This window comes from Caulobacter sp. P4_E5, assembly GCF_056401555.1.
On the sequence record NZ_JBFUJD010000129.1, the window covers coordinates 1 to 10,308 of the forward strand.

General features: G+C 66.7%; 6 protein-coding genes and 3 pseudogenes. 4 read left to right on the forward strand and 5 right to left on the reverse strand.

The window, feature by feature from the left end:
* Positions 1–107, reverse strand: a pseudogene (locus tag AC1DSO_RS23900) (hypothetical protein); the annotation flags it as partial.
* Positions 108–133: 26 nt separating this feature from the next.
* Between AC1DSO_RS23900 and rutC the strand changes: the two are divergent.
* The 3 genes from rutC (at position 134) to rutA (ending at position 2,558) form a co-directional block, all read left to right on the forward strand.
* Positions 134–523: a pyrimidine utilization protein C gene (rutC, locus tag AC1DSO_RS23905; RefSeq protein ID WP_477071185.1), complete on the forward strand. Its 390-nt coding sequence runs from the start codon at positions 134–136 to the stop codon at positions 521–523.
* A gap of 4 nt (positions 524–527) precedes the next feature.
* On the forward strand, positions 528–1,328 hold the full coding sequence (rutD, locus tag AC1DSO_RS23910; RefSeq protein WP_477071186.1) for a pyrimidine utilization protein D: 801 nt from the start codon (positions 528–530) through the stop codon (positions 1,326–1,328).
* Positions 1,329–1,496: 168 nt separating this feature from the next.
* Complete coding sequence (rutA, locus tag AC1DSO_RS23915; protein WP_477071187.1) at positions 1,497–2,558, forward strand: pyrimidine utilization protein A; 1,062 nt, start codon at positions 1,497–1,499, stop codon at positions 2,556–2,558.
* Between the two features lie 123 nt (positions 2,559–2,681).
* On the opposite strand, the gene AC1DSO_RS23920 is transcribed toward rutA, so the two are convergent.
* Entirely contained in the window at positions 2,682–3,185 is a 504-nt protein-coding gene (locus AC1DSO_RS23920; RefSeq protein WP_477071188.1) for an FKBP-type peptidyl-prolyl cis-trans isomerase, read from the reverse strand.
* 73 nt (positions 3,186–3,258) lie between these two features.
* Between AC1DSO_RS23920 and AC1DSO_RS23925 the strand changes: the two are divergent.
* Positions 3,259–3,333, forward strand: a pseudogene (locus tag AC1DSO_RS23925) (hypothetical protein); the annotation flags it as partial.
* Positions 3,334–3,399: 66 nt separating this feature from the next.
* Here AC1DSO_RS23925 and AC1DSO_RS23930 read toward each other — a convergent pair.
* The 3 genes and pseudogenes from AC1DSO_RS23930 to AC1DSO_RS23940 all read right to left on the reverse strand — a co-directional run bounded on the left by AC1DSO_RS23930 (position 3,400) and on the right by AC1DSO_RS23940 (position 9,785).
* Positions 3,400–5,091, reverse strand: a complete 1,692-nt coding sequence (locus tag AC1DSO_RS23930; protein ID WP_477071189.1) for a glycoside hydrolase family 43 protein — start codon at positions 5,089–5,091, stop codon at positions 3,400–3,402.
* 171 nt (positions 5,092–5,262) lie between these two features.
* Positions 5,263–6,410, reverse strand: a pseudogene (locus AC1DSO_RS23935) (glycoside hydrolase family 10 protein); the annotation flags it as partial.
* A gap of 150 nt (positions 6,411–6,560) precedes the next feature.
* Complete coding sequence (locus AC1DSO_RS23940; protein WP_477071190.1) at positions 6,561–9,785, reverse strand: TonB-dependent receptor; 3,225 nt, start codon at positions 9,783–9,785, stop codon at positions 6,561–6,563.
* Positions 9,786–10,308: the final 523 nt, after the last annotated feature.

Below are 10,308 nucleotides of genomic sequence, written 5' to 3' on the forward strand. Positions count from 1 at the left end.
CGTGTCATCCCGGGCGGCCGTAGGCCGACCCGGGACCCAGGGGCCAAGCGCGATGCGGCGGCCCCTGGGTCCCGGCTCTCCGCTTCGCTGCGGCCGGGATGACACGCTTTAGGATCGGATGAAGGAAACCAAGATGCCCAAGACCGTCATCACCCCGCCCGGCACGGGCACGCCGATCGCGCCGTTCTCGCCCGGGACCATGGCCGACGGCGTGGTCTATGTCTCGGGCACCCTGGCCTTCGACAAGGACAACAACGTCGCCTTCCCCGACGACGCCGAGGCCCAGACGCGGCAGGTGCTGGAGACCATCAAGTCGGTGATCGAGACCGCCGGCGGGACCATGGAAGACATCACCATGAACCACATCTTCCTGACCGACTGGAGCTACTACCAGACGATCAACAAGGTCTATGCCGAGTACTTCCCCGGCGACAAGCCGGCCCGCTACTGCATCCAGTGCGGCCTGGTGAAGCCCGGCTTCGTGGTCGAGATCGCCAGCGTCGCCCACGTCGGCAAGAAGTAGCGCCATGACCTCCGGGACCGTCGACGGCATCCACTACGAACTGCACGGCGGTCCCGTGGCCGGCCGCGAGGTCGTCTTGCTGTCGTCGGGCCTGGGCGGCTCGGGCGCCTTCTGGGCCCCGCAGATGGCGGCCCTGCTCGAGCGCTGGCCGGTGGTGCTGTACGACCACCGCGGCACGGGCCGCAGCGTGCGCGAACTGCCGTCTCCCTATGCCGTCCAGAACATGGCCGACGACATGGTCAAGGTCATGGACGCGCTCGGTCTCCAGAAGGCCCACGTGGTCGGCCACGCGGCGGGCGGCAATGCCGGCCTGGCCCTGGCGTTGTCGCATCCCGACCGGCTGGGCAAGCTGGTGGTGGTCAACGGCTGGTCGCGGCCCGATCCGCACATCAAGCGCTGCTTCGACACCCGCATCTGCCTGCTGAACGACAGCGGGCCCGGCGCTTACGTCCACGCCCAGCCGATCTTCCTCTATCCGGCCGACTGGATCTCGCGGAACCACGACCGGCTGATGGCCGAGGAGGCCCACCACGTGGCCGGCTTCCCGCCGCGCGAGGCAGTGCTGGCCCGCATTGCTGCCCTGCTGGCCTTCGACGTCGACACGAGGCTGGAGGACATCACCCACCGGGTGCTGATCAGCGCCAGCGCCGACGACATGCTGGTGCCGGTGTCGTGCTCGCAGCGCATGGCCGGAAGGCTGCCGAACGCGGACCTGCAGGTCGTCCCCTGGGGCGGCCACGGCTTCACGGTCACCGATCCCGAGACCTTCAACGAAGGTCTGGTGAAGTTTCTGGAGGGGGTTTGAGCATGCCTCTTCTTCTTCCCGCTCCTCCCCCGCGACGCGGGGGAGGTGGCCCAGAGGGCCGGAGGGGGCTAACGCGGCATGCGTCCAGCTTGCCCCCTCAGTCGCTCCGCGACAGCTCCCCCGCATCGCGGGGGAGCATCTCCAATTCAACGAGGGGGCAATAATCCCATGCAGGTCGGCGTCTTCATTCCCATCGGCAACAACGGCTGGCTCATCTCCGAGACCTCGCCGCAATACATGCCCAGCTTCGAGCTGAACAAGGAGATCACCCAGAAGGCCGAGAAGTACGGCTTCGACTTCGCGCTCTCGATGATCAAGCTGCGCGGGTTTGGCGGCAAGACCCAGTTCTGGGAGCACAACCTCGAGAGCTTCACCCTGATGTCGGGCCTGGCGGCCGTGACCTCGAAGATCAAGATCTTCGCCACCGTCGCCACCCTGACCATCCCGCCGGCCATCGTCGCCCGCATGGCCTCGACCATCGACTCGATCGCGCCGGGCCGCTTCGGCATCAACCTGGTGACCGGCTGGCAAAAGGCCGAGTACTCGCAGATGGGCCTGTGGCCGGGCGAGGAGCATTATACCGACCGCTACAACTACCTGGCCGAATACACGACCGTGCTGAAGGAGCTGCTGGAGACCGGGGTTTCGGACTTCAAGGGCAAGTACTTCACCATGGACGACTGCCGGGTCAGCCCGCACCCCAAGGAGACCAAGCTGATCTGCGCCGGCTCGTCCGACGAGGGCCTGGCCTTCACGGCCCAATATGCCGACTACAGCTTCGCCCTGGGCAAGGGCGTCAACACCCCGACCGCCTTCGCCGGGGTCAACAAGCGGCTGGAAGCGGCGGCCGAGAAGACCGGCCGCGACGTGCAGTCGTTCCTGCTGTTCATGATCATCGCCGACGAGACCGACGAGAAGGCCATGGCCAAGTGGCAGTCCTACCGGGCCGGCGCCGACCAGGAGGCCCTGGCCTGGCTGACCAACCAAGCGGCCCCGAACGCCAAGGCTGGCGCCACCACCAACACCACCCAGCTGGCCGCGCCGGAATCGGCGGTCAACCTGAACATGGGCACCTTGGTCGGCAGCTATGAAAGCATCGCCCGGATGATGGACGAGATCGCCGCGGTGCCCGGCACGGCCGGCGTGCTGCTGACGTTTGATGACTTCGTGAAGGGGGTGGAGGACTTCGGGGAGAGGATCCAGCCGCTGATGAAGAGCCGGAAGGTATAGACCCGGTCACTTGCCCCCTCCGCGCTTCGCGCTCCTCCCCCGGAGGGGGAAGAAGACGCCGCGATCCTTCTTCCCCCTCCGGGGGAGGAGGGCCGAAGGCCCGGAGGGGGCAAGTAGCCGTCCCTAATCGACCGCCAGCATCCCCAGCAGCTGCAACCGGAACACCAGCGTGCTGTCCGGCGGGATCTCGCCCATGTCGCGCGAGCCGTAGGCCAGGTCGGACGGGATGTAGAGCGTCCACTCGTCGCCGACCTTCATCTTCGGCAGGGCTTCCAGCCAGCCCGGGATCAGGCCGTCGGCCGGCATGATCGCCGGCTTGCCGCGCGCGAAGCTCGAGTCGAACACCGTGCCGTTCAAGAGCTTGCCCTCGTAATGGACCTTGATGATGTCGCCGAGCTTGGGCGACGGGGCGTCCTTCGCGCCGGCGGTCACGACCTTGTACTGCAAGCCCGACGGCAGGGTGACCACGCCCGGAGCCTTGGCGTTCTTCTCCAGGAAGGCCTTGCCGGCCAGGGCGCCGGCCGAGGGGCCGGCGTTCAGCTGCGGCGGGGCCGACGGTTGCACCTGGGCGTGGGCGGCGCCGGCGGTCAGGACGGCGGCGAGGACGAGAGGAGCGAAGAAGCGCATGGGGTCTTTCGAGGTTCGATTCCGGTGGCGGCACCGTAGCGATCCTTGAGCCGAACTTCGCGGCGAAATTTGGGGGACGCCCCCTCCGTCACGCTGCGTATCCGCAGCGCGCCACCTCCCCCGCTACGCAGGGGAGGAGGAAAGCCGCACCCTCCTCACCCGTGAAACGGGGGAGGTGGATCGCCGCGAATACGCGGCGAGACGGAGGGGGCGTTCACTTCTCCGCCCCGTGCGCATACACGCCCAGCATGGTCCCGACGAAACCGCCGGCGACCTTGGTGCTCAGCGTGGTCCCGTCGGCGCCGGCCTTCAGCGTCTCCCACTTGCCGGGCGCGGTCCCGTAGGCGAAGTCCAGGGTCCCGGCCTTGGCGGTGATCTTCAAATTCAGCCCTTGGCCGGATTTGAGGGAAATCGGCTTTTCGGCCACCGCCACGCCGTCCACCGGATCGCCCTTGCCTGTCCGCTTCTCGACCCGGACCAGGGTCTTGCCGCCGGCCCGGACCAGGCCCACGAACCAGTAGAAGTCGTCGTTCTGCACGGCCACCAGCCCGGCCTTGTCGCCGTCGGCCTTGGGCGCGAAGCGCACCGTGGTCGAGACGCTGGCGTTCATGTGCTGCTGGCGGCGGGCCCACATCGAGGGCTGGTCGTTGTCGCCGATCTTGGCCGCGCGCGCCTGGAGGCTGAGCGTCCCGCCCTTGACCGACCACCAGCGCGAGGTCGGGATGCGCATGGTCATCCAGCTTTTCGGCAGCTCCGGCCCGGCGAAGGTCTCGGCCACCTTGAACGGTCCCGAATTCGGCTCGCCCTTGGCGGCGGGCAGCTTCGGCGCGGCCGCCGCATAGGGAATGGTCTTGCCGTTCTCCAGGATGACCGGCCAGCCGTCCTTCCATTCGACCGGCAGTAGGAAGGTCTCGCGGCCGGTGTTGTAGAGGTCGTCGCCATAGGGCCGCACGGCCAGGAAGGTCGCCCACCATTTTCCGTCCGGCGTATCGACCAGGTCGGCGTGGCCGGCCGAAGTGATCGGCAGCGGCCGGTCCTTGGGCAAGCCGCGCTGGGTCAGGATCGGATTGTCCTTATACGGAACGTATGGCCCGGTGACCGCCTTGGCGCGCAGCACCACCTGGCTGTGGCCCTCGGCCGTGCCGCCCTCGGCGGCGACCAGATAGTACCAGCCGTCCTTCTTCAGGATGTGCGGGCCTTCGGGCCAGATCGGCTTGGCGGCCGGGTTGACGCCCTTGTCCAGCAGCACGGTGCGCGGGCCGATCGTCTTGCGGGTCTTCTGGTCGTATTCCTGGATCCAGATGGCGCGGTGGCCGCTGTACTCGGCCGGCCCGGGCGGGTTGTCGTTGTTGACGATCCAGGCGCGGCCGCCCCCCTCCCCGCCCTCGTCGAAGAAGATCGAGGCGTCGATGCCGCCCACCTCCGGCAGCCACACCGGGTCTGACCACGGYCCCTTCGGATCCTTGGCGGTGATCAGAAAATTGCCGCCGCAGTCGACGCAGGTGTTGAGGATGTAGAACAGGCCGTCGTGGTGATCGATCGCCGGCGCGAACACGGCCCGCGACAGGCCCAGACGCTTGAAGTCCAGCATGCCCGGCCGGTCCAGGGCGTTGCCGATCTGGGTCCAGTGGACCAGGTCGGTCGAGTGGAAGATCGGCAGGCCCGGGAACCAGGCGAAGGTCGAGTTGACCAGGTAGTAGTCCTTGCCCACCCGGGTGATCGACGGGTCGGGATGGAAGCCCTGCAGGATCGGGTTGCGGTACTGGCCGGGGGCGACCTTGACCGCGTCCGAGGGGTCGCTGCCCTGGTAGACGAAGTTGCTGAAGGCGGCGGTTTGGGGGGCGGCGTTCGCGGCCAGGGGGGCTGTGGTCGCCAGAAGCGCCAGGGCCAAGGTCAGTCTGATCATACGCATCTCCCTTGGGCCGCGTTGAGCGCCCCCTCCGTCTCGCCGCGTATTCGCGGCGATCCACCTCCCCCGTTGCACGAGGGAGGATGACGCCCTCCCCTCCTCACCCGTGAAACGGGGGAGGTGGCGCGACGCGGATACGCGTCGCGACGGAGGGGGCGTTCACTTGTCTTACCGCGCCGGCGCCGCCTTCAGCGCCGCCGCCACCGCTTCGCGCAGCGGCTTGGGCTTGTAGTGGTCGTCGTACAGGGTCGGGCGCTTGGGGGCCTTGTCCTGGCGCAGCCACTGGTTCTGCAGCCACGAATATTTGTCGACCATGCCCCAGGCCAGCACCTCCTTGGTCTGGCGGTAGCTGAGCATCTGGTCGAGGAAGGCCTTGGCGTAGGCGGCGACCTCGGCGTCGCGCGGGCCGAAGGCGGCGGGCAGGCCCTTGTCGTGGACGTCGAACTCGGTGACCAGCAGGTCATAGCCCATGCCGGTGACCTCATCGAGGAACGCGGTCCATTCCTTGGTCTGCGGCTTGCCGAAGCCCGTGAAGCTGTCGGCGTTCTCGGCCCCGATGTGGCTCTGGACGCCCAGGGCGTCGACCGGCGTGCCGCGCTTCTTGAAGCCTTCCAGCAGCTTCAGCACCCCGGCCCGATGCTGCGCGTTGCCGACCTCCTGGCTCATATAGTCGTTATAGACCAGCCGGGCCTTGGGGGCCGCCTCGCGGGCGACGTGGAAGGCCAGGTCCAGCACCGGCTCCTTGCCCATGGCGTCGGAGAAGACCGTGTTCCGGATCGAACCGTCCTTGGGATCGACCGTCTCGTTGACCACGTCCCACGAGATCATCTGCGGGTAGTGCTTGCACAGGGTCTGGATGTGCTCGGTGACCATCTTGGCGGCCGCCTCGGCGGGGCGGGGGCCGAAGTCGTAGGTCTTCACCCAGGCCGGGAACCACTGCGGGTGGTGCCACAGCAGGGTGTGGCCGCGCAGGGCCTGGCCGTTGGCCTTGGCGAACTCGGCGATGCGGTCGGCGCGCTCGAAGTCGAAGCTGTCCGGCCCCTTGGCGCGGACCACGTACCATTTGAGCTCGTTCTCGGGCACCAGCACGCCGCACTCGCGGGCCAGGATCTCGCGGTACCTGGGATCCTCGAACGAGCCGGTCAGGGCGCCCTTCGGCCCGGCCCCGACGGCGCTGCCGAAATAGAGGCCCTTGGCCTTGGCCAGGTCGCGCAGGGCGGGGCCTTCGGCGGCGAACGCCGGTGTGGCGAAGGTCGCCGCCGCGCCCAGGGCCAGGAGATCTCTGCGGGAGGGACGCATACTCGGGCTCCAAGAAAACGCGCACCGTCTTGGAGGAACGGTGCGCGCCAAGATTGGCAGGAGTACCGGGTCTCGCCGTTCCGAACTCCGGAGACCGGAGGCGGTAGGACGAAACCCATCCGGAGCCGCCGGCCCGGGCGCAAAGCCCGGACCGGCGATCCCAGACCTTAGAAGCTGGCGCGCAGCACCACCGTGTAGCGGCGGTCGGCCATGAACCACGAGCGGCCGGTCTTCAGCAGGTCGTCGTTCAGGACCTGCGTCGTCCGGGTGGTTTCGTTCAGCAGGTTCACGCCCTGCACGCCGACCTTCACCTTGTCGTTGACCGTGTAGAACAGCGAGCCGTCCAGCTGGCCGGTCGCCTCGTTCATGATCGGCGCGTAGGGGATGATCACGTCGCGGACGGTCAGCAGGAAGTCCGAGCGCCAGTTGTAGGCCAGGCGCGCCGAGATCTTGCCCTTCTCGTAGATGACCGCGAAGTTGGCGTTGTGCTTGGACAGGCCCTGCAGCGGCAGCTTGCTGGTGTCGACCGTGGTGATGCGGCCGGCGGCCACGTCGGGATCGGTCGCCGACAGCGTGCTTTGCGGCACGCCCTTGCTTTCGATGTAGCTGTAGTTGGCGTTGATGCCGAGGCCGTCGAACGGCTTGGGCAGGAAGTCGTAGAACTGCTGGTAGCCGACCTCGAAGCCCTTGACTGTGGACTTTTTGCTGGAGTTGCCCGGCTGGGTCACCACGACGTCGAAGGTCGCGCCATTATTGGTGAACGGGATGCGGGTGATCGAGTTGAAGTTGACGTCCGTCAGTTGCTTGTAGAAGGCCGCGACGGTCAGCGAGCCGACCGGGGCGAAGTACCATTCCACCGAAGCGTCGATGTTCTTGGATTGGGTCGGCTTCAGATAGGGATTGCCGACCGGGACATTGCCCGACGGCGACCCGTTGATGATGCCGTCGTTGTTCGTGTTCAGCGACAGATTGTAGTAGTTGCGGGTCAGGCCGATGTCCGGCGGGGTGATCGTCTTGGACAGGCCGAAACGATACTGCACGCCGTGCGGGGCCATGACCTTCAGGTTGAAGCTGGGCAGCCAGTACTCGAACGAGGCCTTGGCGGTGCTCGGCGTCGTGGCGCCGTTCTGCCAGTTCCGCGCGGCGGCGCGAACCGCCGGCGTGAGCCCGCAGAACGACGAGGGGGCGAAGGGCGCCTTCGGCTCGGGCAAGGCCTGCCATTGGATGAAGGCGTCATTACAGGCCTGGTCGGTCGACAGGCCGGTCGCGATCGGGAACGCCAGGAAGCCGCTCGCCACGCGGTCGGTCTTGGTATAGCGCAGGCCGATATTGCCGCTGACGCGCAGGTCGTTCAGGTCACCCTTGAATCGCGCCATCAGATAGGCGGACTTGGTCTTCTCGTTGACCGGGTTGATTTCCTGCGGACGGAACGGCGTGCCGGCGTTGACGCCGCAGCGCTGCGCCAGCGGGACCCAGTTCTGCGGGCAGCTGCCCGCCAGGCGGTCACGCCACTCGTCGCCGACCGACATCGCGAACTGCGACACGGCCCCATAGTTGTCGACCACGTTCTGCGAGAAGAACAGGCGCGGGTCCGAGCCGGTCGGCACGCCGGTCTTGCCGCGCAGGAAGTTGTCGAAGGCGAAGGTCTCGGTCACCCGCTTGCTGGTTTCGCCGCCCGCGGTGTTGGGGTTGCCGTTGATCTGGTCGTCGAACCAGACCGGGCCGCCGCTGCCCCAGATTTCCGAGAGCACGCCCCAGTTGTAGGTCGAGAAGCGGGTGGTCTGGTCGCGCTCCGACCAGCGCACGCCGGCCTTGACGGAGTCGAACCAGGTGTCGTTGTTGAACTTGTATTCGACGTCGAACTTGACCGCGTCCTCGGTGCCTTCCGATTGCTCGATGTGGTCCATCGCCGAGCGCCAGAAGTTGTTGTACGGGTCGCTCAGGCTGCTGTGCGTACCCCGGGCGTACGACGGGCAGTTGTTGTTGAACGGGGCGCAGTTCGACACCGTCGTGCCGTTGGACGGCGCGGTGAACTTCACGTCCGGCAGGTCGTTGCCGTGCAGGGTGATGGCGGCGTTCTGGAACGTCGAACCCCACAGGCCCATGCTGATCCCGTTGACCTTGGAATCGACGTGCTGGGCGTCGAACAGGAAGCCCCAGTGCTCGTTCGGCGTCCACTTGAAGTTGAAGCCGTAGTCCGAGGTGATGTTGGTGTTGTCTTCGTCGCGACGGACGTTGTTCGACTGCAGGCCGTCGATCGGCGTGCGCGGATCGGCGCCGTTCTGGTCGGCGCGCCAGCCGGTGGTGCCGGTGATCACGCCGTTGGTGAAGATCCCGCGGTCGTCGAAGGTGAAGCTGGTGCCGGCCGCCGGACGCGAGTCACCGTTGCCGGCGACGTTGTCGGTGGCGATTTCGATCGCGTGCTCGGTCCACTTGGTGGTCGATTCCGAGCGCAGATATTGGAACGCGGCCTGCATGGCGCCGTCGTTGCTCTTCCACTGCACCGCCGCGGCGCGGCCTTCGCGCGAACGGTCGCTTTCGGTGGAGCGGAACGCCGCGCCGCGCGGGAACCACACGCCCTTGCCCGTCGGGCAGGTGGCGACGGCGACGCCCAGATTGGTGCGGCAGCCGAAATTCGAGATCTGGATGGCGTCGCTGCGGGTCGACAGCTTGGAGTTCACGAAGCTGGCCAGCACGCCGACTTCACCGATCGCGGTGTCGTAACGGTTGCTGAACAGGACCGAATAGGTCGGCTGCCACTTCTTCGACAGGTCGCCGTAGCTGTTCTCGATCGACAGCGACAGGATGCGCTTCTTGCTGTCGAACGGCAGGCGCGTGCGCAGGTTCACCGTGCCCGAGATGCCGCCCTCGATCAGGTCGGCCGAGGGGCTCTTGAACACGTCGACGCCGCCCATCAGCTCGGACGGAACATCGGCGAAGCTGAGGATGCGGCCGTTATTGGCGGTGAAGGTGTCGCGGCCGTTCAGTTCCGAGCGGACGAAGTTCAGGCCGCGGACGACCACGCCCGAGCCTTCGACCGAGAAGTGGTCGGGGTCGACGCCGGCGGCGAAACGGTTGATGGCCACGCCCGGCACGCGCGACAGCGCTTCGGTGACCGAGCGGTCCGGCAGGGCGCCGATGTCTTCGGCGGTGATCGAGTCACCGATGATCTCGGACGACTGCTTCAGCTGCTGGCTGCTCTTCAGGCTTTGCTTGATGCTGGTGACGACGACCTCGTCGACCGTCGCCGCGTCGGACTTGGCCGCGGTCTGAGCCATGGCCGGCGCGCCGATGGCCAGTGCGCCCAGCACCAGCACCGAAGCGCCGTATTTCAGAGTGTTGGTGATAGAATTGCGTCCGCGAGCCGCGGACGGCCGATTGGCCGTGCCCATTGTAGTCCCCTCCCCAGGTTCTCGTTTTCGGCAGCGCCGTTAGCGCTACCATTGATCATGTTACCGTGACCATTGTTGTCAGATCACATGACTGACCACTGGTCGTCAAGCGTTGTCACGAACGCCTGTTTCGTCTAGCCATAAGGAATGGGAACGTTACCATTTTAGGTAGACGCGACCGCCGCTTGCGCGGTTTCGCACGTCTAATCTCGACCTGGTGACCTCCCCACCCGCGGCCTGGCCTCTTAAGCTGGTCAGACCACGGTCAACCGGATTCCCGACGTCCGGATAAAACAAAGATGACAACGTAGGACAGCGTTGTCAATTTCACCGCTCGCCGCTCGGTCATCTGACGATGGTCCGGCAGGCCGGCGGACTTGGGGGAGGCGTTTGCATGACGGACGAAAACGTCCGCGTGGGGGGAGAGACGGGAGCCGAGCGCCCCCTCCGTCTCGCCGCGTATTCGCGGCGATCCACCTCCCCCGCTCCGCAGGGGAGGAGGGTTTCCTCCTCACCCGTGAAA